Annotated in this window: 22 protein-coding genes; 14 read left to right on the plus strand and 8 right to left on the minus strand. The window is 44.4% G+C overall.

All coding sequences use genetic code 11. The annotated features are described in order from the left end of the window. Positions 1-65: 65 nt before the first annotated feature. From ACHZCY_RS12655 to ACHZCY_RS12690, 8 genes are all read left to right on the plus strand, one after another. Complete coding sequence (locus tag ACHZCY_RS12655; protein ID WP_319549138.1) at positions 66-1,061, plus strand: AAA family ATPase; 996 nt, start codon at positions 66-68, stop codon at positions 1,059-1,061. A gap of 3 nt (positions 1,062-1,064) precedes the next feature. Next, a complete protein-coding gene (locus ACHZCY_RS12660) occupies positions 1,065-3,437 on the plus strand; it encodes a S8 family peptidase (RefSeq protein WP_319549139.1) in 2,373 nt (790 codons plus the stop codon). Positions 3,438-3,444: 7 nt separating this feature from the next. Beyond that, positions 3,445-4,410, plus strand: a complete 966-nt coding sequence (locus ACHZCY_RS12665; protein WP_319549140.1) for a hypothetical protein — start codon at positions 3,445-3,447, stop codon at positions 4,408-4,410. A gap of 384 nt (positions 4,411-4,794) precedes the next feature. Further along, positions 4,795-5,412, plus strand: coding sequence for a tyrosine-type recombinase/integrase (locus tag ACHZCY_RS12670; RefSeq protein WP_319549141.1), 618 nt, complete (start codon positions 4,795-4,797; stop codon positions 5,410-5,412). A 52-nt stretch (positions 5,413-5,464) separates the two neighbouring features. Then, positions 5,465-5,740, plus strand: coding sequence for a site-specific integrase (locus tag ACHZCY_RS12675; RefSeq protein ID WP_319549142.1), 276 nt, complete (start codon positions 5,465-5,467; stop codon positions 5,738-5,740). Further along, positions 5,727-5,840, plus strand: coding sequence for a tyrosine-type recombinase/integrase (locus tag ACHZCY_RS12680; RefSeq protein ID WP_394713400.1), 114 nt, complete (start codon positions 5,727-5,729; stop codon positions 5,838-5,840). Before ACHZCY_RS12675 ends, ACHZCY_RS12680 begins: the two co-directional genes overlap by 14 nt. A 77-nt stretch (positions 5,841-5,917) precedes the next feature. Beyond that, positions 5,918-6,037 carry a helix-turn-helix transcriptional regulator gene (locus ACHZCY_RS12685; RefSeq protein ID WP_394713435.1) on the plus strand — a complete coding sequence of 40 codons (120 nt, stop codon included), beginning with the start codon at positions 5,918-5,920 and terminating at the stop codon, positions 6,035-6,037. 297 nt (positions 6,038-6,334) lie between these two features. Then, positions 6,335-6,547, plus strand: a complete 213-nt coding sequence (locus ACHZCY_RS12690; protein WP_205224782.1) for a thermonuclease family protein — start codon at positions 6,335-6,337, stop codon at positions 6,545-6,547. 110 nt (positions 6,548-6,657) lie between these two features. Here ACHZCY_RS12690 and ACHZCY_RS12695 read toward each other — a convergent pair whose 3' ends face one another. Beyond that, positions 6,658-7,473 (minus strand): carbon-nitrogen hydrolase family protein, encoded by an 816-nt coding sequence (locus ACHZCY_RS12695; protein ID WP_205224783.1) that lies wholly within the window; start codon positions 7,471-7,473, stop codon positions 6,658-6,660. Between the two features lie 780 nt (positions 7,474-8,253). Then, positions 8,254-8,598 carry a DNA-directed RNA polymerase subunit alpha C-terminal domain-containing protein gene (locus ACHZCY_RS12700; RefSeq protein ID WP_319549143.1) on the minus strand — a complete coding sequence of 115 codons (345 nt, stop codon included), beginning with the start codon at positions 8,596-8,598 and terminating at the stop codon, positions 8,254-8,256. Between the two features lie 252 nt (positions 8,599-8,850). Here ACHZCY_RS12700 and ACHZCY_RS12705 point away from each other — a divergent pair, with 252 nt between their 5' ends. From ACHZCY_RS12705 to ACHZCY_RS12730, 6 genes are all read left to right on the plus strand, one after another. Continuing rightward, positions 8,851-9,234: a hypothetical protein gene (locus ACHZCY_RS12705; protein ID WP_319548963.1), complete on the plus strand. Its 384-nt coding sequence runs from the start codon at positions 8,851-8,853 to the stop codon at positions 9,232-9,234. A 74-nt stretch (positions 9,235-9,308) separates the two neighbouring features. Beyond that, the gene (locus ACHZCY_RS12710; protein ID WP_319548962.1) at positions 9,309-9,713 is read left to right on the plus strand and encodes a hypothetical protein; all 405 of its coding nucleotides are present in this window, start codon (positions 9,309-9,311) and stop codon (positions 9,711-9,713) included. Beyond that, complete coding sequence (gene istA, locus ACHZCY_RS12715) at positions 9,710-11,185, plus strand: IS21 family transposase (protein WP_319549144.1); 1,476 nt, start codon at positions 9,710-9,712, stop codon at positions 11,183-11,185. Before ACHZCY_RS12710 ends, istA begins: the two co-directional genes overlap by 4 nt. Continuing rightward, positions 11,178-11,906, plus strand: a complete 729-nt coding sequence (gene istB / locus ACHZCY_RS12720; RefSeq protein WP_319549145.1) for an IS21-like element helper ATPase IstB — start codon at positions 11,178-11,180, stop codon at positions 11,904-11,906. Before istA ends, istB begins: the two co-directional genes overlap by 8 nt. Positions 11,907-12,448: 542 nt before the next feature. Then, entirely contained in the window at positions 12,449-12,685 is a 237-nt protein-coding gene (locus ACHZCY_RS12725) for a type II toxin-antitoxin system ParD family antitoxin (RefSeq protein ID WP_319549146.1), read from the plus strand. 1 nt (position 12,686) lies between these two features. Beyond that, a complete protein-coding gene (locus ACHZCY_RS12730; protein WP_319550218.1) occupies positions 12,687-13,013 on the plus strand; it encodes a type II toxin-antitoxin system RelE/ParE family toxin in 327 nt (108 codons plus the stop codon). Between the two features lie 669 nt (positions 13,014-13,682). Here the strand turns inward: ACHZCY_RS12730 and ACHZCY_RS12735 are convergent. The 6 genes from ACHZCY_RS12735 to ACHZCY_RS12760 form a co-directional block, all read right to left on the minus strand. Further along, the gene (locus tag ACHZCY_RS12735) at positions 13,683-16,031 is read right to left on the minus strand and encodes a PAS domain S-box protein (protein ID WP_319549147.1); all 2,349 of its coding nucleotides are present in this window, start codon (positions 16,029-16,031) and stop codon (positions 13,683-13,685) included. Positions 16,032-16,671: 640 nt separating this feature from the next. Continuing rightward, on the minus strand, positions 16,672-16,851 hold the full coding sequence (locus tag ACHZCY_RS12740) for a hypothetical protein (protein ID WP_205224785.1): 180 nt from the start codon (positions 16,849-16,851) through the stop codon (positions 16,672-16,674). A 548-nt stretch (positions 16,852-17,399) separates the two neighbouring features. Next, positions 17,400-19,103 (minus strand): protein adenylyltransferase SelO, encoded by a 1,704-nt coding sequence (locus ACHZCY_RS12745; protein WP_319549148.1) that lies wholly within the window; start codon positions 19,101-19,103, stop codon positions 17,400-17,402. Between the two features lie 177 nt (positions 19,104-19,280). Beyond that, positions 19,281-21,038 carry an ABC transporter permease subunit gene (locus ACHZCY_RS12750; protein WP_319549149.1) on the minus strand — a complete coding sequence of 586 codons (1,758 nt, stop codon included), beginning with the start codon at positions 21,036-21,038 and terminating at the stop codon, positions 19,281-19,283. Further along, a complete protein-coding gene (locus ACHZCY_RS12755; RefSeq protein WP_319549150.1) occupies positions 21,035-22,039 on the minus strand; it encodes an ABC transporter ATP-binding protein in 1,005 nt (334 codons plus the stop codon). The genes ACHZCY_RS12750 and ACHZCY_RS12755 overlap by 4 nt, the downstream gene beginning before the upstream one ends. Positions 22,040-22,101: 62 nt before the next feature. Then, the gene (locus ACHZCY_RS12760) at positions 22,102-23,073 is read right to left on the minus strand and encodes an ABC transporter substrate-binding protein (RefSeq protein WP_394713436.1); all 972 of its coding nucleotides are present in this window, start codon (positions 23,071-23,073) and stop codon (positions 22,102-22,104) included. Positions 23,074-23,110 lie beyond the last annotated feature (37 nt).

Below are 23,110 nucleotides of genomic sequence, written 5' to 3' on the forward strand. Positions count from 1 at the left end.
GTATGTTACTGATATGCGAATACGGAAATGAGAAGCTATTCTGAAAAAAGCAAAGTGAGTAAGTCATGGCCTCTGGGAAACTGCTACGCAAATTAATAAAGACAGGTGCTGAGGGTAATTTAGAAGCATTCAGAGAAGCCAGTCAGCAGGTTATTCAAGAAGAAAGATCAAAAAAACATCATTTACTAGCAAATGATCTAGAGAAAATTCTTTATGGTCGTTCTAGTAAAGTGAAACCAGAATTCTCAATTCTCAATGAACGACTACCGAAAGATCGTGAACGAAATCTTCCGCTTGTCCGACTTCGTAACCCTGTACGTAGACTTGAAGATGTTGTGCTATCAGAAACGAATAGCTCAATCTTGGATGAATTACTTGCAGAACATCACCGTGTTGAAGTTTTGAAAAGCCATGGTATGCGACCATCTGATCGAGTGTTGTTTTGCGGCCCTCCTGGTTGTGGCAAGTCTATCACAGCGGAAGTCATAGCAAGTGAGTTAGGTTTGCCATTAGTGATTGTCCGTATTGATAGTGTTGTTTCCTCATATCTAGGGGAAACTGCATCTAACTTGAGCCAAGTCTTTGATTTTTGTTCTTCTTATCCTACGGTAACTTTATTTGATGAATTTGATGCTATTACCAAGGAGCGATCAGATGCGTCTGATCACGGCGAGTTAAAGCGGGTTGTAAATGCTTTCCTGCAGATGCTAGATGATTATGAAGGGAAGAGTCTTTTGATTGGTGCTACAAACCATGAGCGTATTCTTGACTCAGCGGTTTGGAGACGTTTCGACGAAGTTTTGATATTCGAACCACCAAATTTAGAACAAATTCGTCGATTATTAGCAGTCAAATTGAGAGGCATACGAAGAGATTTTGATCCAAGTGATTGTCGGATTGCGGGTCTCTTTAAAGGAATGAGTCATGCTGACATAGAACGTGTGATTCGTCGAGCTGCAAAAGATATGATTCTCAATGGCCAAGAGTTTTTGTCAGAACGTCACTTGAAGTCTGCTACCCAGAGAGAAGATGCTAGAAGGTCCAGATTAAAAGCGAGCTAATCTATGGATGAATTTTTTCCACACATTCCCCTGCAACGAGAAGAGCCTGTAAACGACAAACGACCTGGACGACCTCCCCGGTTTACAACTCCAGATGATACTGCCGCTCATGGTAAAGGGATACAAGAGTTCCTCACACGAGCTACCGTTGAGGCAGATCTGAATGAGGGGGGCTTTGATGAGAGGCGTTTATTCCGGTTTGTAGTAGAGGAAGGTTTTTCTCCTGATGATTTACCTAAGATTGCTAGTCCTGAGTTTCGAAATGAGATTGAAGTAGTGAGTCAAGAGGGGAAAGAGGTTGTTGTTGCTTTTGTTAGCGATGCTGCGCTGGAGTCTTTTGAAGCACTATTAACCACTTTGGCAAGTGGTGATGTTCCAGCAAATAAGCAGGTTTTTTATGCTCTACAAGGGGTGGATGGCTGGAAACCAATTGATAGAATGGGATGGGCTTTAAAGCAACAGGGTATTCCTGAAGAGGAAATATTTATGCTTGATGTTGAGCTTTGGCCCTTGGAAGATAGTCCTCAAGAAAGAGAAAAATTATGGGTTACGTTCGAGGACTGGCTTAATCAGCAAGGTGTTTCAGTCGCAGATAGTGTCAAGCAGCCTGGTCTCTCACTTTATCGTGTCAAATGTAATAAGGATCAAACCGAATCTCTTTTACGATATAGGGATGTTCGAACCGTGGACCTGCCTCCGCGCTTCGGAGTTGACATAAAACTGCTCTTTACGGATATCAGTGAGTTTGATGAGGTACCAGCACCACCAGAGGATGCACCTGGTGTGGTAATTTTAGATAGTGGGCTAATTACTGGGCATCCACTTCTCTCTCCAGCGGTGGGGGATTCTGCGAGTTTCCTTCCTGGTAAAGATCCTTCAGATGAGAACGGCCATGGAACTCTTGTTGGGGGCTTGGCTCTATATGGTGATGTCGAGTCACGCATTCAGGGTGGCAAGTTTGTTCCAGAGATACATCTGTTCAGTGGCCGCATACTGGATGAAAAGAATGAAAACGGAACAGGGTTTGTTGCAAAACACATAACAGAGGCTGTCCACTATTTCCTTGATGAGTATGATTGCAGAGTTTTTAATTTATCTTTTGGTGATCTGAATAAGCCGTATTTAGGTGGGCATGTTAGAGAGCTTGCATATACGCTTGATACCCTTTCCCGTGAGTTGAGTGTCTTATTTATCGTGTCTGCTGGTAATGTGCTTGGAAACCAGTTGGCTGGCCTAGATTGGAAGAAAAATTATCCTCGTTATTTGTTCGAAGATAGCTGGGCTATTGTTGATCCTGCGACTGCCATGAATGTACTGACTGTTGGCAGCGTTGCACGATATGACCAGACAGTGAATAGTCGGCGTTATGCCAATGATCCTGCAGAAATACCGATAGCATCAGTGAATCAGCCGTCACCTTTTACCCGTCGAGGACCAACTGTTGGAGGTGCCATTAAACCGGAGTTGATGGGGTATGGGGGGAATTGGGCAATTAATACTAGAGCAGGAGCAAATGCACTGGTTGCAAATAGTGGATTAGGAGAATTATCCACCAACTGGAAATCTGTAACTGATGGAAGATTATTTGCTGATGATTCCGGAACCAGTTTCGCGGCACCCCATGTATCATATTTGGCCACATTGTTACAAAAAGAAGTTCCTGGTATTTCACCTGACTTAACAAGAGCCTTACTAGTCGCCCATGCAAGGATCCCGGAAGAGGTGGAGCAGCTATTAGGTGATAATGGCAATGTTCGCGCTGTGTGTGGCTATGGCATGGTTTATGATAGGGGGCTTTTCCGCTCCCTGGAAAATGAAGCGACGCTAACTACAGAAGGATTGATACCTAACAAAAAACATCATTTCTATGAGATTCCAGTTCCTGATGACTTTTTGAGTAAGGGCAGGAGAGTAAGAGAAATTTCACTTGCATTGGCATACACACCTTATGTACGGTCGACCCGGATAGATTATCGAGCGAGTAGGGTACAATTTAAGCTGGTAGCTGCTGAAAATCTCGATGAGGTGACAAAAATTTTTAATCAAGCGACAGATAAAGAAACATATGAAGCCATCAAAGAGATTGGCACAGAGATGGGAGCTGGCAATCGGAATGTATCCAGTACCCTAAGGAATAAGGGGACAGTTCAGAGTGCTACTTGGTATTTCAAACAATTCAACTCCAATGCAAAGTTAGTAAATAATCGGCTATTTGTAGTCGTGACTCGACATGACTTCCCTTGGGGGGAATTGCATAGCGCAACAGATGAAAAATATGCGTTAGTGGTTACTTTTCGTGACCGAGAAAATGGTAAGGCGAAGTTGTACACACAGATTCGCCAAAAGTTACAGGCAAGAGCTAGGGTCCAGGTGTAAGACTGAGATGTCAATATACAAGAATGCAATAGCATCGATACAAATAGGAGTAGAGGATTACCTTTCGCCTGATGATCGGAGAAAGCTCTCAGCAGTGAGGAACATTTTTGCAGGGCTATTACTTTTGTATAAAGAGAAATTGTGCGACCTATCTCCTGGTTATGACAAAGAGTTATTTGTCAAAATAGATATCCGCCCTCATAGGGATGAGAAAGGGGAAATAACATACCTAGCTGCAGGAAAAAGTAAAAAAACAGTTAATGTACAGCAAATCAAGGATCGATTCTCAACATTGAATGTGAAGGTGGATTGGGAGGTGTTTGATCAGATTAACAGGGTAAGAAATGATGTGGAACACTACTATACTGTAGCTCCCGAGCCGGTAATTAAAGAAATATTGGCAAAATCATTTATCCTCATCAAGGATTTTATTTACCATCAGTTTCAAGAAGAGCCTGTGGATGTTTTAGGTGAAGATTGTTGGAGAGAGTTGCTCCAGATTGCAGATGTTTATGAGTCGGAAAAAAAGGCAAGTGTAGATTCTCTCGCAAAAATAGACTGGAAATATGGGACTCTTGAGAGAGCGGTGGAGTTTGTAAGATGTCCTGCTTGTTCATCTGACTTAATAAAAACTGATGATACCGTCTTATATTCTAATGCTGTTAACTTTACCTGTAGTTCCTGTGGGAACCCTTTTTCTTTTACAGAAGTGGTTTCATCTTGTGTGGCTGAAGCGATGTATGGGGAATCATACATCGCTATGACAGATGGGGGAGACGAGCCTTATGGTACTTGCCCTGAGTGTGGAGAAGAAACCTATGTTTTCGAGGAGGGGTGTTGTCTCTCATGTGAGTACGAAATGCAATATGGTGAGTGTGTGAGATGTGGGGCAGGATTATCTCTTGGGGACCAGATAAATGAAGGACTCTGTGGGTATTGCCAACATTTATATGATAAGATGATAGATGAATGATGTTAAGGAAATTCGTTTTGTCTTGAAGCGACAGTGAAATGGCCTTGATGTTTGAAATTTTCTAATAATTTGATTAAGTTAAGCAGGATGCAGGTGACAAGGAAGCTGTTGGGTAAGGGAAGTATAAAGTGTACCTTTTGGTGTACCTTGTGTTGGGTGTATTTTGATCGGTGGCTGTATTCTTTTGATAATGCGGTGATTGTGATCATGGTTCGACTCCGACTTCCGCACCAAATTTATAAGGCCTTATCCCAGTAATACTGGGGTAAGGCCTTTTTTTGTGCTTTTTGCCATTTTCATGCCGCTTGCCATCTTTTGCTTTTTCATGCTATCTTTTTATAAAAAAGTGGAACAAAAGTGGAACAAAAAAAATAATTGGCATCGATGGCACGGATCACAAAACGGAAAAATAAAAAGGGCTGGAGTTATACTGCCACTGTCCGCATGAAAGGGCATCCCTCTGTAAGCCGGACATTTGATACCAAAGGCGAGGCCATGGTATGGGCGGCACAGACAGAAGAGATTATTAAAGCAAAAAAATACAATGACCCGCGTCTTGCTTTGAAAATCTCATTTGGTGAGGCTATCGAGAAGTATCTCAAAACAATTTCGAGTAGAAAAGCGACGACCACACACATGAGGGAAAAAGCATCTGCTAAGCAATTAGTGGATCAGATTGGTCGTGATACACCATTGGGTACAATCTCTGCTGCTATTGTTGCTGACTATAGAGATACAAGGATGCAAATAGTTTCGGCATATTCCGTTCGGCAGGAGCTGGCTTTGTTGTCACATTTATTCTCCAAAGCTCGGAAAGAGTGGGGGATCCCAGTTGATAATCCTGTAGAGAATATTGAAAGACCTGCACCGCCAAAAGGGAGAACCAGGTTTTTGACAGAAGACGAGGCAATCAGATTGTTGAACGCCTGTCGGAAATCGAGAAATAAAACTTTATACGCATATATCCTTACTCTCCTGCATACCGGTATGCGATCCTGCTGAGGCAGCTGGGTTGCGTTGGAACCAAATCGACTGTGGGAAAAGGACAATATTTTTGCAGGCTACGAAAAATAGTGACTCTCGCTGGGTACCCTTAACCAAGGAACTTGCAAAGGAACTCTCCAATTTAAGCACGCTCACAGAGGCTGAGGGTAATAAACTGGTTTTTTTAAAAGAAGATCAGTTACAGGCTCCTCGTGTTAAAGCACGGCCTGGAATCCGATTCAGGGAGGCATTCAACCATGCCAAGCAGAGAGCTGGCCTACCGGACATTCACATGCATGATCTTCAGGCATACGGCAGCAAGCCATTTGATAATGGCAGGAGTTGATATTCGTACTCTCGCTGATATTTTAGGCCACAAAACTTTGCAGATGGTGCAGCGCTACACGCACCTATTGCATGACCACAAGCTTACAGCTATCGATTAAATTGGCTCTTTGTGCAAAAGGCAAGAGTAAATAGATGTACCGCCAAAAGAGATAATGTCATGACAGTAAATTATCGGATGATAAGGCTGCCAGATGTGATAAATCTTACCGGGATATCTAGGTCCAATATATATGAACTTATCAAGAAAGGTAAATTCCCCAAGCAAATTAATCTTGGTGCCCGGGCTGTTGGGTAGGTGGAATCGGAAGTACAAGAATGGATTCAACAACGCATTTCAGAGCGAGATCAGAGCTGATTTATGTGAATCCTAAATGGCTTTGTGTTGGCTGAACCGAATATAAGAGAACCTTTTCTGTATGGATGTGCGGGCTATGTCTGGTCGAAGAACAAAGGGCCGTTTTATAAGTGATAAGTTGAAACCTTGGCATATAATTCTGTTGGCAGCCTTGGTCATTGGCTTGTTTAGTGTGCAATGGTGGTTGAACGAAAGGAAGACCGTTGAGGAATATCCAGAAGTGATTGAACAATCTCAATGAGTAAGCGTGCTGTTTTTCCATTATTAATTGGGTTGCTATTCCTGCTGCCACTACCCGCCTTCGCCTGGACTGGTAAAGTAATTGGCGTGGCTGGGGGGAGGGGAGACACCATTAAAGTGCAACATGGCAATCAGCAGGTCAAGATCCGCCTCTACGGCATCGATACACCTGAGAAGAAACAAGCCTACGGCAACCAGGCAAAAAGCTGACTAATAAGCTGGTGCGTGCGAATAATGTCAACATTTACATGATCGATACAGATCGGTATGGCCGTACTGTTGGATTGGTAAATGCACAATACAAAGAGGAGTCTAAAGCATCAGATGAGGCGACGATCTTTTAAGGCTGGCAGTCGCAGGCGTATCAGTTGCAGGTGATGAGATGATATTTCTGCGATAACCACCCCTGGACCCTCTGAGCGGCGCGCTAAAACATCACCCCACGGATCAACAATCATGCTGTCCCCATAGGTGCGGCGTCCCGATGGGTGATGGCCTCCCTGGGCAGCTGCAATTAAGTAACACTGGTTTTCGATAGCTCGGGCTCTGAGCAGTACCTCCCAATGTGCAAGGCCGGTGGGGTATGTGAATGCAGCCGGCAGCACTATCAGGTCCACCTCTCCCATTGCCCGGAAAAGTTCAGGAAAACGAAGGTCATAGCAGACAGACAGACCAACCCGTCTACCCTCTGCCACAAAGGTGACCACCTTATCGCCGGCCTCGACGGTTGCAGATTCGTCATGCCGCTCCAGTCCGTTATCAAACCCGAATAAATGGATTTTGTCGTAGCGGGCTATACGCTCTCCCAATGGGGAATAGACCAGACAAACATTGCGTATTTTGCCAGGGCAGCCTGAGATGAGTGGCACCGTACCTCCGACGAGCCAGATCCCATGCTGTTTCGCAGAAGCTACAAGGAAATCCTGGATCGGACCAACACCATCGTCCTCCGCGACTTGTATTTTGTCATGCTCGTTTTTGCTCATTATGGCAAAATTCTCGGGCAATACGATCAGGCGCGCACCCCGGGCTACAGCCTCTGCTACAAGGCGCCCTGCCTGCACAAGATTTTCGGATACATCTGGAACCGATATCATCTGTACCGCCGCGACGCGGTATGAAGTCTCTGCAATCATGCGACCCCCTTATCCTCCTTTACTCTTGAAAGGTTTTATCGGCTGCTACTCACGAATCAGCGTACAAAATGGTTATGAAATAGAAAATGATCTTCGACGTAGCTAGCGATGGAAAAATAACTGTGATCTTATCCCTCCTCCACGTGGGGACTAGAAACGGGACATGCTACGCGAGTGCCAGCTGACTTGCAAGTCCCTGGGCTCAGGCCTTGATGACAAAGTTCTGGTCGGTATAGGTCAGTCCAGATAGCCTCAAGATGAGCGTAAGTCTTCCAAAACGTTGATCGTTCCCACACCTTCTATAATAAAACTCACCAAAACTATGTGTTCACAGTAGAGGAAAATTGGGTGCGAGATACTTTCACAGTTGGCTTGTCATGGCAACCTAAAATCAAATTTCTCTGCACAATACGAAAGTAATCATTCATCCGTTATGATCAAAATGAAGCAACAACAGTTTATGGATTCTCTGGAAAAATCAATAACTTTAGATGCTCTATTTGGGATGAGTTTCAGGCGCATGGTCACGCTTTAATGGTACAGGAAGCACCTCTCGTTTGAGCCGGCGGCAAAATTCATTACCTTCGATCTGGCAATATTAACTTCAATAACAAGTTTTAAAAATCACCTTAACAATGGTAAGGTTTACTCAAGAGTTGCCCCATTTCTGAGCAAATGTACAGGACACCTTTTCTGCCTAGACCTCCCCCAAAATATCTTTTCCCTTTATGAAAATAGTTTTGCCCTTTTGGGTGCCCATTATGAGTTGCCGAAATGATATCAAAGGCTGGCAATAACAAATCCATACTTACCGAGAATGTCTTTCAACTGCCGGAGACCTGTTTTTCCGAGTTTTGGCATTCGTAACAAGGTTTTTTCATTATGTTTCAAAATATCTGCAACGGTTTCTATATCCCTCTGCCATAGGGCATTTAGAGTCAAGAGCTGAACGTCGGAAATTTCCCAAATTGAACTGTTTTCTGACAATTTGGCTCCGGCAGGATCATCGGAGAAGTCCCTCCTAATAAACTCAGCGGCATATGCTCTGAGTGTTGTTATTGGAACCCCCTGCTCAAACCAATTCTCGTTTGGCAGTAAAGTTGGTACCAGCGATTTACTTCCCAACCAAAATCAGCGGTTTAAAAGTCGACACCATCATCGGTTGAAATCCAGCCACAGATAATCTCCTTCTTCATTTTCTTACGTTTTTCATCCAATCCTGATGCATATCAGGTGTCTTTTCTTCTATTTTTTCCTTTGTAGTTTCTTCTTTTTCTTTTTTTCGACGTGCACATCCCTCAACCCGCGGAGGAGAGAGTGAAGACTTGCACATTTCGATGCGTCTGTTGCAGAAGGATTCTACCAAGGAACCCAAGAGTGCATAACCAGAAGTATTGTGGAGCCAAGGCTTGTCAGCGAGCAAGAAAGAGCAAATGGCAAAGAGAAAAACAGCAGACCGATCCAGATCACCGGGCCAACAAATGCGAGAGCCAGCGGGCCTGGCAGAGGAAAAATCCCTTCTATTGGCAACAGTATCGTCAAAAAAATCCGAATTATTGCGAGCAAAACCGAAAACTGCAACGGGTACGGGACAAGGCCGCGCGCCAGTCAGTCCCGGTGAAGGAGAATCTTGCAAAGATGGATACGTTAGAAAGCCTTTTAAACGATACATCAATGACATATTTCATTTCTGCCGACAGCGGGAATCTTGCAAAGATGGACGCGTTAGCTGTAAAAATAGTCCCAACAACAGCGATATAGGCGATCTTGCAAAGAAGGACTCGATAGTCTTCCGGTAATACATGCGATATCGTAGTGAAAAACGGAGGTCTATCATGCGAAATCCACTTATTATTGAACGTGTCAGGACAATCAGCGGCAGCTTTGCCTTTATCGAGCACCGTTTTCTCCGCCATGGTTTCTGGAGCAGCCTCTCTCATCAAGAGCTGCTGCTCTATTTTTTTCTGGTCATGGTGGCTGACCGGCAGGGGCTGTCTTTTTATTCCTACGACAAAATCTGCACCCTGCTAACCATCAATGTCGATGAATACATTCTTGCCCGGGACGGGCTCCTCAGCAAAAACCTGTTGGCCTTTGACGGCACCTTATTCCAGGTGCTTTCCCTTCCGCCTGAACCTGTACACCAAACGCGGTTACTCCAGAATGAGGAAGATATGCGACGGGAAGATCCGGCAACCATCCATCAGCTTGTTCGGCAATTCAAGGAGGGAAGGACATGATCAGCAGGCGAACGGCACTTGAAATCCTGCAGCTTAAAAAAGAGGGGTTTTCCCAACGCAGCATTGCCAGACAACTGCAACTCGACCGGCAGACCGTGGCGAAATATCTGCAGGACGACAGACCGATGCCTGCCGAGAGGACTGCCAAAAAATCCAAACTCGACCCTTATCGCGAAATGATAGGTGAAATGGTGGATAGCTGCCCGGACATCAAGGCACCGGTAGTACTGCGGAAAATACGGGAGAATGGGTTCACTGGCGAGATCACCATTGTCAGGGCCTTGCTCAGACAATTGCGGGGGCAGCAGGCTCAGCGCCAACCGTTCATCCGCTATGAATCCGAACCAGGTGAGCAGGTACAGATTGACTGGGGCCACTTCCCCTCCCTGAGCTATGGCGCCGGGCATAGAAAACTGTATGCCCTTGCGGTGGTTGAAGGTTACAGTCGTATGCTCTACGTCTATTTCTCCCACAGTCAGAAGCAGGAATATCTGCATCAAGGTTTGCTGGAAGCATTCACCTACTTTGGCGGCACTTCAAGAGAAATCGTGGTCGATAATATGCTCACCGCAGTGACCGAGCGAGTCGGCTCTGTGGTTCGTTTCAATGAGGCTTTCCTCGTGTTTCTCAGCAAGTTCGGCATCCTTCCGCATGCCTGTACAATTCGGTCGCCTTACGAAAAAGGGAAAGTAGAGAATGCGATCAAATACCTGCGTACCAATTTCTGGCCTCTGCGGGAATTCAGCAGCTTGAGTGATGTTCAGGACCAGGTGCATCAATGGCTGGACACTGTAGCCAACGTTAGGAAGCACGCTACCACATCTCAACGGCCGATTGACCGGTTGCATAACCTGCGTCCACTTCCTGAGCCCTTACCTGACTGTCGACAGACTGCATCTCTCAAGGTGCATAAAGACTTCGGTGTGCGCTTTGACACCAATGTTTATTCCGTACCGCCATGGGCCATCGGCAAACAGGTCACCCTCAAGGCAGACAACTCTCTCATCTCAATCTATCTCAAAGAAAAACTCATCGCCTGCCACAGCCGCTGCTGGGAAAGACAGCAGCGAATCGAAGTGCCAGGTCATCGGGAACAGGTGAAAAAAATCAAAAAACGGCTGCTTCAAGATCGACAGGTAGTGGTCTTCCTCTCTTTGGGAGAGGTGGCGCTCCAGTATCTCGAGCGCTTGAACTCACTGCGCCTGCCAATCAGAAAAAATATCGCAGCCCTCCTGATACTGCGCGATGAGTTCGGAGACAGTTCCCTTATCTACGGATTGAAAAAGTCATTGGAGAAAAATGTCATCGGTGCTGATTACGTCCGCAATATCCTCTATCAGGAGATGACTCCGACCAGCACTCATCTGCCGGTACGGCTCAAACAGGAGGACCTTAATGCAATCAGGCTCACAACTCCGGCTTTGGCCGAATACGACGCTATCGCCCTCAAGAGGAGATCAAACAATGGTTGACGAGATAAAAAAGAAATTCAAGGTACTGCGTCTCACACACTGTGCTGAAAATATCGGAGAACTACTGGAACAGGGAGCGCAGAAAAATCTTTCGACTTTGCAAACCATTCACAGGTTGCTCGACTTGGAGATCGAAAAACGCCGCCAGGGAAAGATCCTGCGCTGCTTTAAACAGTCGAAGCTTACCGAACAACCCACCATCGATCAGTTTAACTTTGATCACCATCCTTCCCGCAAGAAACAGAAGGCAGTTATCCTTGGCATGATCGACCTCGAGTTTATTCACCGCAAAATGGATATCATACTGATCGGCAACCCCGGTGTCGGTAAAAGTCTGTTGGCCAAGACTATTGCCTACGCATCCACCCAGGCTGGCATAAAAACTCTGTTCACCTCGGCAATGGACATGATCAATCAACTGGTCGCCGCCCAGGAAAACAATACCTTGCTGAGTAAACTCAAAACGTATCAAAATCCGGATCTACTTGTCTGTGACGAGATAGGTTATCTCCCGCTTGGCCAACAGGGTTCAAATTTGTTTTTCCAGGTTATCAGTGCCCGGCATGAGCAGAAGTCCACCATCATAACGACCAATCTGCCATTCGCACAATGGGGAACCATTTTTGACAGTACCACCGTGGCCACAGCAATAGCCGACCGTCTTGTCTATAACTCGGAGATCCTTGTCATGGAGGGGAAAAGCTATCGCAAAAGAGCATAAGGAGTAAAAATACAACTTCTGGATACTATGGAGGAAATGTCGTCAAGACATCATTCTGAAACGCACAGCTGCGACCAGCCGTTGTTGTGGCTGATTTTTAATCGCTGTTTTTGGTGGGTTTTTGTTCCGCTGATTACAGTAAAGTATCGTATAGTTTTCTATTTGTCCGGGCACAATACATTTTGGTTATTTTGACGCACTTATGTTCCGGAACTCCATTAAGTCTGGAGCAGGATTTCACGGTTGCACCTTGCAGGATGCCAATGGCTATCTGTGTTTCCTCTTCAGAGAAAAAGGGAAATTTGCTTTTCATCTCAGTATGGCGTTGTTGGTACATGAATGCTACCTGTTTAATGGACCTCGGAATTTGCCTCACATAGTGGTCACTTCACTTATTTAACGCTATTGTTGTCAATTTTCCATGTTTCAATTGGGAAAACCAAACATGCCTCAACCCGGCTGGTGGTCATAAATAAAAGCTGATATCTTTTGACAAAATGTGTATTATATATTGGTACAAATTTTTTAGTGGAGGATATTATATGCAAAGAAATACCAGTGTAACTTTAGGTGATCATTTTTCGAATTTTATCAAATCAAAAATTTCTCAAGGCCGCTTTGATAATACAAGCGAAGCTGTGCGCGCAGGTTTGAGGCTTTTGGAGGTTGAGGAAACCAAGCTGGAAGCGTTACGCGTTAAACTGGCCGAAGGTGAAGCGCAGCTTGATAAGGGACAGGGGGGTGACGGTCAAGCCTTTATGGATGAGTTAATTGGCTGATATGACCTATATTCTTTCTCCAAATGCGCAAGAGAGCTTGCGTAATATTAAAGCCTATTCATTTGAACAATTCGGTCATGAGCAGACCATCTCGTATTTGAAGCTGATTGAGAAAAAGCTGCGGATGATCGCAGAAAGTCCGGATATGGGTCGGAAACGTGGAGAAATCAAAAAAGGCTATTTAAGTTTTTTGGCCGGATCACACGTTATTTATTACCGCAAAGCTAGAAAACACGTCGATATTATCGACATACTTCATCAAAGTATGGACCCTTACCGACACTTGGATGTGAAAAACTATTCTCCTCTATTCGATTTCAAAACCTAACACAATCAGGCAAGCTGCAACCTGTAACTTCTCCATGAGAGGTTACAGGGGCACACGATATCACAATGGCATAGGCTAGTATTGGCAATGTTAAACATTTTAGCAACCCTGCGAGTTTACACTATTCCTGTCCATTTCGGAAATAACTCCTGATGAAGGTAAATTGAACCGGATTTTAGTGCCGAAAACGGCAGCAGACAGGCCATTTGACGTACGGTTTAACCTTACCAGCAATTCTTGCAAGACATTAAACGGCTCCTGCAACCTCTATATTCCTGCTCATTTTCAAATGATAGAGGGGCACCGTCCTCTTCTTTTCTTTTTTCTCGTTGATACGGCAATATTGCCAGCCAGAGCGCCTCACCACATGCTTTTGTGTTAGAAACATGATGGTGGCCCCTCCAGTGATCATGGAAATGCAGTAACATTTTTGGGAGGATATGGAGTTAAACACCGACTTGTCATCATCGGTCATGGACAGGAATTAGTCCTAAGTTGCAGGATTCCTGAAATGGTTAACCTTGGCACTACTAGCCTCAACTATTTCGATAAGGTGTGCCACTGTAGTCCCACGCTAATAGCCTCAACTCTATAGAATTATTTAAAATTCAATGAGCAGCTATCAGTGGAATTTCAATATTAAGCGTTGACAGATTATTCATAACTTCTTCAACGGGCCCGATTTAGTTCTTCCTTTACAGCCAGTCCAATTTTCTCGATAACATAGGGCTTTTTTACATAGGTGCCAGCGCCAAGCGACTGGACAGCTTTCACTCGATTTGATTCTGAAAAACCACTCACGACAATCGCCTTTTGTTCAGGATAAAATTCAAGCACGCTCTTGTATGTCTCTAATCCATCCATGCCAGGGTCCATGATCATATCCAAAACCATCAAGTCGACCTGGTTTTCCTTCAAATATGCCACAGCTTCTTCCCCACTTTTTACACTTGAGACGCTGTAGTTCAATTCTTCAAGTATTACTGTTGCAATCTCACGCTGCTCCTGAACATCATCCACAATGAGAATGGATTCACCATTCCCCATGTATTCAGAAATTGTTGCGGAAATATGTTTGGTGGGAAATTGTTTCCTCGTTACGGGGAAAAAAAGGGTAAACGTGCTTCCTTTTCCTACTTTACTCTGAATGTTGATGTAACCTTGATGATCCTTCACCGTACCCCAGACCACAGCCAGCCCTAATCCTGTTCCACTTTTTCCCATGACTTTCTTTGTATAGAATGGCTCGAAGATCCTCTTGGTATCCGCCTCATCAATACCTTCTCCCTCATCGGACACGGATAGAACAACATAGTCCCCATCATCAATCTTGTCATAGCCATGCACAGGCTTGTCTAGATACTGGTTAGTTGTCTTAATGGTAACAGTACCGCCTTTCGGCATAGCTTCACTTGCATTAGAAATAAGGTTATATAAGGACTTGCCGAGATGTACGGAAGAGCCGGAAATGTTCAGCAAATCCGACTCAAGTTCAGTTTTGATCTTTACCGAGGGGTGGTGAAGGAGTAAACTCTCGATTTCCGGAGATTGTTGGCAATCAACAACTATCGTGTTGAGATTCAGGACATCCCTTCTGGCAACACCACGTCTGGCAAGGGTCAGTAGATCATCAACAATTGCTGCTGCCTTCTGACCTCCCTTCATAATCGACTTAAGCGAGTGTCTAGTTGAACTTAACTCATCTGCTTTCAAGAGAAGTAATTCAGCATGGCCGAGGACTACACCCAGTACATTATTGAGATCATGGGCTACTCCACCTGCCAGAATTCCTAGCGACTCCATCCTCTCTGCGCGACTAAGTCGCTCTTGCAGTTTGAGCTTTTCCTCTTCAGCCTGCTTGCGACCGGTGATATCCATGATCGTTCCCTCGGCTATATCAGTGGATGAATCTATTCGAGCACTGAATTCTACCCAGAGGAGCTCTCCAGTAGTGCAATTTTTTATCTGAATCACGTGGTCAGAGATATAACCTTGTTCTCGTAAGATATTTTTTATTTTTTCACGATCAGCAGGATTTTCATAAAGCTGCAATACATCCTTGCCGATTGCACTTTCGATGTTAGGGAATCCAGCCAAATCGCAATAGCGCTGGTTGCAAGCCACAATCTTTCCGTTTTTCAAGCTTGTTTCAAAGAGGCCAACATGGGCGTAATGATAAAGGTTGCGATACTTCCGCTCACTCTCTCGCAGGGATTCTTCAACCTTTTTCGACTCGGTGATATCGCGAGCAATGGCATAGGTCAAACCTTTTCCAACATTCGCATGAGATACCCAACTCAGCCAGCGATAGCTACCGTCTTTGCATCGATACCGGTTATCAAAATTAATAACTTTGGCACCAATTTGCAGTTTATTCTTAATTATATCAACGGTTTCATCCAGGTCCTCTGGGTGAATAAAATCTAAAAAGGGCTTATTTAATAGTTCTTCTTGGCTGTAGCCTAATATGTTTGTAAATGCGGAATTAACCTTGAGGAAGGTTGCTGTGTTGATATCGGCAATACAAATCATGTCGAGTGACATGTTAAATATGTGGACTAAATCTTCTCGTGTCTGTTCTAAATCTGTTATGTCGATCGTGTACCCAGCCAGATATTCTCCCTCCCCCTGACTGATAGGGAATTTGTATGTAATGTAATGTTTGCCATTCAGTTCTTCATAAAGTTTCAATTTTTTCCTGTTATTAATGGCATCTATATCGTCGTGTGTAATTTTTGCAGCGAACTCATGGGGGAAGAGTTCACCCATTGTCTTTCCGACCATTTCTGAAGCAGGAATACCACACATATCAATATAATTATCGCTTACCAAAAGGACTTTACTCTCCTTTTGGGATACTTTTTTAAGGAATGAGTATATAGGGGAATCCTTTATAAATAAGGACAGGAGATCAGAGGTATTTCTGGCGGCTTCATCCATGAGAATTCGCTCAGATTCAGCCAATTCTAATTCCAGAACTCGTTGTTCCAATTCTTCATAGCTTGGTTTTTTAGACATAAGACATCCTAATTTTATCAAGCTCACCGTAATTATTTTCGTTTAAACTATATAACTTTATTCAATCATAAAAAAATAAATTAGAACAGTACTTCTGAAAACCATTATGAAAAGAATCTCTAAGTAACTATAACCATTTAAGTAAAAGTGAAAGCTGAAATTGTTCCTTATCGGGTAATTTCAACACCTGTGCTTTGGACTTAACATTGCCAAGCCCAAGATATAAATTTCGTACCTTTATCGCTGGTTAATACTATTCCTGTCAGGTGTCACGAAGAGGGATTGGGAAAAACCGCCGTATTTTAAATCAGCAGCAAATTTATCGAGGACATCTATGATAAGCGACGAAGGTTTGGTGGCAAGCCTGGTGGGGGCAACTCATTTACATGTGCTATTAACGTAAATCCCGCAAGAGGACCTCGCAAAACCTGCACTATATTGGGCTAAGAACTCAGTGATCCTACTTTGGGAGCAGGCACGGCAATTTTTTTGGTCAATCTGTTAATCCCAATATCGATGCTCAGCAGCCGAAATTTTCTAAAATAGAATCATCCCCCCACTCCACAACTATAAACAACAACGCCCTCTGTAAAAAAATACCAGAGGGCGCAGTGAGGGGAATTATAGGGTAATCATGCTGCTACCAGCTGTCACCTAAAACAAGGTTTAGATTCATACAACTGTTTTGTTCATTTTCGGAGAGATCTTCTTTATTTGTTACCTTACGATCTCTATCAATGTAGCAAGAGTATTGTGCACGATTTTTATCCCTTACCCATACCATTCTATTGAATTCTTGAGAAATAATTTGACCTTGCATAACATCCTCCGTTTATATTCAAAAATAATTTTTATATTGGGTCTTGATCCTATCTTTTGAGTACAGCCAGTAGGCAGCGAGAATTTCATCTTAAGTTCTACTCTACTGCTTCATCGCTTCTATAACTAATAGAGTAAGGCTGTTGACATACAATTCAACGGGAGATGAATAGTAAAAAAATAACAGTAAAAACTATCGCGATAGAGCTTGTTCTCCACCGAGAAAAAATCAAACAGGGAAAGACCGCGGTAAACGGTAAGGTAAAGAGTTGATGGCAAGCGTGGCGGTGGTTTTAAGGTGAATACTGCAAAGAGCACCTCGCAAAGCCGGCACTATAGTGGGCTAAAAATTCACTTTTCCTACCTTGGGAGTAAGTACGGTCAGGCTAACACTCCCTCCAGGTGATACCCTCACGAGAATAAGGCCAAATAAAGCCACTGGTAAGATTTTCAGACCTTTGATGTGGCAACAATAAAGTGGCGGATCAGGCACGTTAGCTGTGACCAGCAGGACAAATCTGATTTCAATTTTTCATTTTTTATTCAAAATCAAGATGAACAGCTATAGTGCGACACGCCACCAACGTTAAAAAACGCCCTAGGCTTTAGACGATAGTATTTATCCTCTACTTCTTGTGATTGCTCATCATATGGGTAGCTAAGTACTTCCTGCAACTCTCTAACTAAAGTGTAGTCGCCCTGCATGGCCTGTTGGTAGGCGGGGACGATCAACCACTCTCGCCATGCGTATTTTGGGTTAGTCTGTTTCATACTTGCTGATATCTCAGCCAAGTTGCCGTCTTTAAAGACGAGATCGCGCCAGCTTGTCAGCCAAGCTTGCCATTGCTCATCGAGTTGTTGTGAAGTTTTAACGTAGAAGCTCTTTTTCAATGCTGAAACATCCGCTGGTATATGGGATAACTCACGGAAGAAAATGATGTAATCTACCTCTGAGTGGATCATTAACTGCATTAATTTTTTTAATAGCTTCGGGTTATATTCAGTCAAGCCAAGTTTGGCCGCCCACATTTTTTGGATTTGTTTTTGCATTGCTTCTGCAAAGCCATGGCGCACTTGGTCGAAACGTTCTAAAGCTTCAGTATCTTCTGCGAGTAACGGTCTCACAGCTGTCCAAAACATATGGTAATTCGCTTCCGCTGCGATTGGCTGATTAAAGAATGAAAAGTGTTCGCCGCCACCAGTCCAAGGTTGAAAATCAGGGTCAAATACTTCACAGAATCCAAACGGTCCATAGTCGAGGGTAAAGCCACCTGCAGCGCAGTTGTCACTGTTGTAATTACCCTGGCAGTAACCAACCCGTTGCCAATTGGCCACCAGTGAAGTAAGACGCCGGCGAAATTGCTTAGCCAACTCAACCAATTGATCTGCAAAAACAAGGTGTTGATTAATGTTGCTTTTGTATTCTCGCTCAATTAAATGCGAAACAATCATGCGCAACTCTTCTAGTGCTCCAGGATGAGCATTGCTGCGAGCGCGGCGGGCAAACAACTCCAGCTGACCAACGCGCAAAAAGGATGGTGCAACGCGAGTTGAAATCGCCACAGGATTGTCCACCAAGATATCAGGATCGGTGGAGTGGGAGTCTTGAGAATACCAAGGCCGGGTAACGGTCTCAGATTTAGAAACATACAGTGTTAAAGAGCGCGATGTTGGAACACCTAAAGCCTGCATATATTCTTGCGCTAGAAATTCACGCACACTTGAACGTAGTACTGCGCGTCCGTCGGCACCACGGCAATAAGGCGTTGTGCCGCCACCTTTCAATTGCATTTCCCAGCGCTGCCCATTGAGTATTCCTTCAAATACAGATATCGCCCGACCATCACCATAACCATTGCCGGTACCAAATGGACATTGCTGGGTATATTCGGTGCCATAAATCGACAATGCATAGCCAGTCGCCCAGCCAACCTGACGCATAGGCTCATGCGTAGCAGAGAGATCACCAGAGAATACCCGGCGAAATTGTACATTAAGCGCCAGTTCGTCGCTTAGCCCAAGTTCATTAAAAAAAGTGCTGCTATGGGTTACATATTCCGGTTCTGCAAGTGGCGTGGGGTTCACAGGTACGAAATGACCGGAAAAAACCTGACGGGCACAGTGATCATCACCATCTCCGGTGGCATCAGGGTCGGCATTCAAGGTGTCCATCAGAGAATAATCAGCTAATCGAACAAACTCATCGAAGGTCGTTACGCAGGGCTCAGCAGATGGTTTAGATATATATGACATTGTTGCAAACACCTTTCGCTAAGGGGAGCGCGAAATTTGCGCTTTTTCAAAAGGATAAACAGTAGGCATCTACATTCTACAATTTACGGCCTTATTGCGAGATGTAACCTGACAATGTTAACAAAAAATAAGCTGTTGATATTTACACATTTCCGGGGATCAACTCAAATTCAAAGGCTACGTACTTGACCAACAGTATGTCCGATCGACCATCCTTGCAAGTCCCCTTTTCTCTATTCCTTGTTGATCGCTACTTGCCTCTTTTCCGGCGCCACTTATTGAATAGAGGTAAATGAGTGAGTTCATCAAGCCCATCGCAAGAATCACAGTAATCATGATACAGGTTGAGAAAGCTGCCGCCTGAGACGTGAATCCAGCCTCGTCGAGTCTCATCACTGAGACTGCGGCTACGCTTACTTTTGATGAAATAAGAAAAATAACAGCTGAAAGAGTTACCATGGATCGCATGAAGATAAAAAAGAAGACAGATATTATGGTTGGCCCCATAAATGGCAAAACAGCATCGCGAAGAATTCTTACATTTCCGCCGCCAAAACAGGAGACCGTCTCCTCTAAAGCAGGAGGCACTGCGCGGACCCCTGTTATCATGGTCAGGAAACCTTGTGAATGGTAGTGGTAAAAATTACAGAGAGCTATCAAAAAACTACTGCCATACAGCATCCCCAGCATATTATCACTCACATTAAAGGCAAGAACATATGAAATACCTAAAACCAGCCCTGGAACACCCACTGGCAGGACAGCCAGCAGATAGACTAGCTTTGCCAATTTTGGAGGAATTCTTTTCATGCTGAAGGCCAGGGCAAACAGGAAAACAACCCCAAGAACTGCGGCTTCAACAGAAACCAGCAAAGATGTCCAAAGAGGCGTATATCCACCACTAAGCGTTATGTTGTAGTTAGCGAGGGTAAATGTCATGCGGTAAGGCCACAGTTTTATAAAACTTGCCATGATTACCGTCATTACAACAAGCACGGCTATTGATGCAATGGTATGGACAAACACTCCAAGCGGCACATCTCGTTTTGCATAAAAGTCCGTCGATACAGGTATGGCACTTTCAGAGGAACCTCCAAATTGTTTTTGTGAGGCAACCCTTTCAATATAGACTGCAATCAAGGTCGGCAAAAGAAGAAGGATACCAATCACTGCGCCCATCCCAAAATTCATCTGGCCCACAACCTGGCTGTAAATTTCCGTAGCCAGAACTTTATAATTGCCGCCAATCACAGCGGCATTACCAAAATCGGTTATGGTGACTGTGAAAACTACAAAACCGGCACTTAGAATACCAAACTTTGCATTTGGCAGGGTAATATCAAAAAACTGCTTCCACTTGGAAGCGCCAAGAATCTCCGCAGCTTCATAATATCGTGCGTCAGATTGGCGCAGTGCAGCCTCGATTATCAGTATCGCCTGGGGCAAGCCATACAAAATATTTGCAATGAGCAACCCCCAGAAGCCATAAATTTCAATATCCCACCCCGTCCACTTGTGCACTAAACCATTTCTTCCAAGCAAAAACAAAAGACCAAGTGCCTGAACAAGGGACGGGGCAAGTAATGGCAGCGATAGAGCGCCTTTTAGGTATCGTTTTCCTCCAATCCCGGATCGCTGCAGGGCAAAAGCTACCGCAAAACCAAAAAACAGGCAAAAAGCAGTAGTGCTGACACTGAGTACCATACTATTGCAAACGGCCTTTACAATGCCTGGAGACTTAAGGACATTTATGTAGTTTGCTATACCGTAGGTGCCATCGGCTAGTTGCAAGCTCTTTCCTGCCACCAAAAATAACGGGTAGCAAAAGAATATACATAAACCAATCAATGGAAAAAAAACTGCTGAGGTGACCAGCAACTTATCGCCGACAAGCTGACTGTTTTTAAACCATTGTTGTGCCACCGCGCTGCTCATACTTTCACCCACCTGCCACATCCATCTGCTACAGTAACATGAATAGAAGAAGCCTCTGTAAATTTTGGATAGCCCTGCATTTCAACAACCACATCTTCTCCATACCAGTCCAGAGTTACCCTGCTCAAATTCCCCAAGTATTGCATGTCCTTAATCTCAGCCCCTCCCTTTTGGTCATCAACAACCAATTGCTCTGGACGAACTGCAAACTCAAAGTCACCCTCTTTTCCCCCTGGCCTCGATTCCATCATCTGTGGTAAATTTTTTCGAATCCAGGCAGTAGGTAAAATATTGCTCACTCCAACAAAATCAGCAACAAACCGAGTTGCCGGCTCTGCATATAATTCTCGAGGCGTACCAATCTGCTCAATACGGCCATCCTTCATGCAGATAATCTTATCAGCCATGGTCAAAGCCTCTTCCTGGTCGTGAGTAACCATGATTGTCGGTATTCCAAGACGTTGCTGCATCTCACGAATCTCAAAACGCATCTCTGCCCTCACCCTGGCATCAAGAGCTGAAAGAGGTTCATCAAGGAGCAACAATGTGGGCTCTACAGCAAGTGCCCGAGCAATGGCTACGCGCTGTTGCTGACCTCCGGATAATTGATGGGGATATCTATCAGCTAAATCAGGTAATTTAATGAGTTCGAGGAGCGTTGCTACCCTTTCACTTATTTCTTTTTTGTCAACTTTTTGTACCTTGAGCCCGTATCCCACATTTTCTTTCACCGTCATATTTGGAAAAAGCGAGTACGATTGAAAGACAAGACCAAACCCTCTGTCACGAGCTGCAATTTCGACCAGGTCATTACCTCCAAGCCTCATGACTCCACCGTCAAAGTCAAGCAGCCCTGCAATAATTCGCAGTAGCGTGGTTTTCCCGCAACCACTCGGCCCTAAAAGACAGACGAACTCATTTTCACCCACCTCCATGCTGATACGGTCCAAGGCAACAAAACCGCTGAACGTTTTGTACAGGTTTTCAATTGACAGTTTCATTTTTTAATACTTACCAGGCTCAAAGTGCATTGTTTTACATATTGATTGTTTTCTGCTGGACATTATTTCGCAGTGGTTGCGCTCCACTTTTTTAATATCTCTGGTCTTTCCTTAGCAGATTTTGCAAAATCTACGGGATAGAGGACTTCTGATAGATTTTCCGGGAGGCCTGCGGCTGTTGCCATTTCTGAAGGTTTTGATCCAGGAATTGTTATAATTGCCTTGTATTTGGTGTATAATTCCGCAGCTTCTTGCGAAAGGGTCCAGTCCAGGAATTTTTTAGCATCTTCTTTGTTCTTTGACCCAGCCAAAAGGCCTGAAGCCTCGAGCTCGTAACCTGCCCAATCAGAAGGAATTACCATAGAAACGGGGTATCCCATTTCCACAGATTTCATTGCAACAAAGGAAAGGGAAGCACCTATTGCATACTCGCCTGCTCGTGCCATCTTACATGGCTTGGAGCCGGATGATGTATACTGCGCCATGTTATCATCCATTTCATCTATGAGTTTCCAGCCAGCCTCCTCACCAGCCCCTTGTATGATTGCTGCGACTTGAAGATACCCTGTACCCGATGATGCCGGGTTGGGCATGACAACCTCACCTTTGTAGACAGGGTTAGTCAAATCAGACCACGACTTTGGCATTGGAAGCTTTTTAGACTCTAAAACAGCAGTATTAACGCAAAGAGCGCCCATGTATCCAGTGGCTGCAAACCAGGAATCATCTTCAGCCCGATACTGGGCAGGCAAAGACTCTGAGTTTACAGCTTTATATGGTTCGAGCTGTGAAAGAATTTTTTTATCAGCCATATTTGTTACTGCAAAACCCCAGATAACATCTGCTTGTGGATTTGCAGACTCGGCAATTACCCTTGCACCAAGATCTCCTGTTGAAAGACGGAGCACATTTATCTCGATATCCGGTAATGATTTTTTAGCCACTGCAAGATAATCTGCTATCTCGTCTTCCTCCAAAGCGCTGTACACTGTGATTTCTCCAGCCTGCACCTGAGAACAAAAAGCCAAGCCCATAAAGATACCCGTGGCCAATATTTTCACATTTTGCATA

The organism is Desulfogranum marinum (assembly GCF_963675105.2).
Classification (GTDB): domain Bacteria; phylum Desulfobacterota; class Desulfobulbia; order Desulfobulbales; family Desulfobulbaceae; genus Desulfogranum; species Desulfogranum marinum.

Coding starts and splice junctions, on each gene's coding strand:
- istB (WP_319549145.1), top strand. CDS start 11,178: ATGGTTGACGAGATAAAAAAGAAATTCAAGGTACTGCGTCTCACACAC.
- ACHZCY_RS12740 (WP_205224785.1), bottom strand. CDS start 16,851: ATGCAAGGTCAAATTATTTCTCAAGAATTCAATAGAATGGTATGGGTA.
- ACHZCY_RS12745 (WP_319549148.1), bottom strand. CDS start 19,103: ATGTCATATATATCTAAACCATCTGCTGAGCCCTGCGTAACGACCTTC.
- ACHZCY_RS12710 (WP_319548962.1), top strand. CDS start 9,309: ATGCGAAATCCACTTATTATTGAACGTGTCAGGACAATCAGCGGCAGC.
- ACHZCY_RS12750 (WP_319549149.1), bottom strand. CDS start 21,038: ATGAGCAGCGCGGTGGCACAACAATGGTTTAAAAACAGTCAGCTTGTC.
- ACHZCY_RS12730 (WP_319550218.1), top strand. CDS start 12,687: ATGACCTATATTCTTTCTCCAAATGCGCAAGAGAGCTTGCGTAATATT.
- ACHZCY_RS12680 (WP_394713400.1), top strand. CDS start 5,727: ATGGCAGGAGTTGATATTCGTACTCTCGCTGATATTTTAGGCCACAAA.
- ACHZCY_RS12690 (WP_205224782.1), top strand. CDS start 6,335: ATGAGTAAGCGTGCTGTTTTTCCATTATTAATTGGGTTGCTATTCCTG.
- ACHZCY_RS12665 (WP_319549140.1), top strand. CDS start 3,445: ATGTCAATATACAAGAATGCAATAGCATCGATACAAATAGGAGTAGAG.
- ACHZCY_RS12695 (WP_205224783.1), bottom strand. CDS start 7,473: ATGATTGCAGAGACTTCATACCGCGTCGCGGCGGTACAGATGATATCG.
- ACHZCY_RS12735 (WP_319549147.1), bottom strand. CDS start 16,031: ATGTCTAAAAAACCAAGCTATGAAGAATTGGAACAACGAGTTCTGGAA.
- ACHZCY_RS12760 (WP_394713436.1), bottom strand. CDS start 23,073: ATGGGCTTGGCTTTTTGTTCTCAGGTGCAGGCTGGAGAAATCACAGTG.
- istA (WP_319549144.1), top strand. CDS start 9,710: ATGATCAGCAGGCGAACGGCACTTGAAATCCTGCAGCTTAAAAAAGAG.
- ACHZCY_RS12660 (WP_319549139.1), top strand. CDS start 1,065: ATGGATGAATTTTTTCCACACATTCCCCTGCAACGAGAAGAGCCTGTA.
- ACHZCY_RS12670 (WP_319549141.1), top strand. CDS start 4,795: ATGGCACGGATCACAAAACGGAAAAATAAAAAGGGCTGGAGTTATACT.
- ACHZCY_RS12725 (WP_319549146.1), top strand. CDS start 12,449: ATGCAAAGAAATACCAGTGTAACTTTAGGTGATCATTTTTCGAATTTT.
- ACHZCY_RS12755 (WP_319549150.1), bottom strand. CDS start 22,039: ATGAAACTGTCAATTGAAAACCTGTACAAAACGTTCAGCGGTTTTGTT.
- ACHZCY_RS12685 (WP_394713435.1), top strand. CDS start 5,918: ATGATAAGGCTGCCAGATGTGATAAATCTTACCGGGATATCTAGGTCC.
- ACHZCY_RS12655 (WP_319549138.1), top strand. CDS start 66: ATGGCCTCTGGGAAACTGCTACGCAAATTAATAAAGACAGGTGCTGAG.